The following is an 867-nucleotide window of genomic DNA, read 5'->3' on the forward strand; positions in this document are numbered from 1 at the left end:
GCTGCAAGCCCTGCCAGCCCCCCTCCAGCATCCATGTCCGAATCCGGCGAGTATCCCCGCCCTCACACGCCTAGACTGGCGCCATGGACACCGCCCTTGCCCTCGACACCGCCGCCTGCGACCGCGCCCGCCTGGCCCGCGACGCACGCTTCGACGGCGTGTTCTTCACCGCCGTGCGCAGCACCGGCATCTATTGCCGCCCCATGTGCCCGGCACCGCCGCCGAAGCCGCGCAACATCACTTACTACCCGACTGCGGCCGCTGCCGCGGCAGCCGGTTACCGCCCGTGCCTGCGCTGCCGCCCCGAGCTGGCACCGCAGGCGCAGCAGGCACTGGCCGGGCAGACCGTGCAGCGCGCACTGGCCCTGATCCATGGTGGCTTCCTGCAGGAACAGCCGGTAGCCGACCTCGCAGAGAAGATCGGACTCAGCGCGCGCCAGCTGCAGCGCCTGTTCGTCGAACATCTGGGCGCAACGCCAGGGCAGATCCACGCCACCCATCGCCTGCTGCTGGCCAAGCAGCTGCTGACCGAGACCACGCTGCCGGTGACCGACGTCGCGCTGGCCGCCGGCTACAACAGCCTGCGCCGTTTCAATACGGCCTTCCTGCAGGGCTGCGGCATGGCACCGACAGCACTGCGTCGCCAGCACCAGCCGCTGGCCGCCGACGATGGCTGCCTGGTACTGCGTCTGGCATATCGGCCACCACTGGATTTCCCACGCATGCTGGCCTTCCTGCGCAAGCGCAGCCTGCCCGGCATCGAGCTGATCGGCGAAGACAGCTACCAGCGCGTGCTCGGCACACCCGAGCGCCCCACCCTGCTGCGCGGCACTGCCGACCGCAACCGCCCGTACCGCCGCCTGCCGC

General features: G+C 70.6%; 1 pseudogene. It reads left to right on the forward strand.

The annotated features are described in order from the left end of the window. Positions 1 to 83: 83 nt before the first annotated feature. Positions 84 to 867: pseudogene (locus QRO95_RS25140) on the forward strand (bifunctional transcriptional activator/DNA repair enzyme AdaA); the annotation flags it as partial.

The organism is Stenotrophomonas maltophilia group sp. Smal13, from assembly GCF_030236855.1.
Lineage (GTDB): Bacteria > Pseudomonadota > Gammaproteobacteria > Xanthomonadales > Xanthomonadaceae > Stenotrophomonas > Stenotrophomonas maltophilia_A.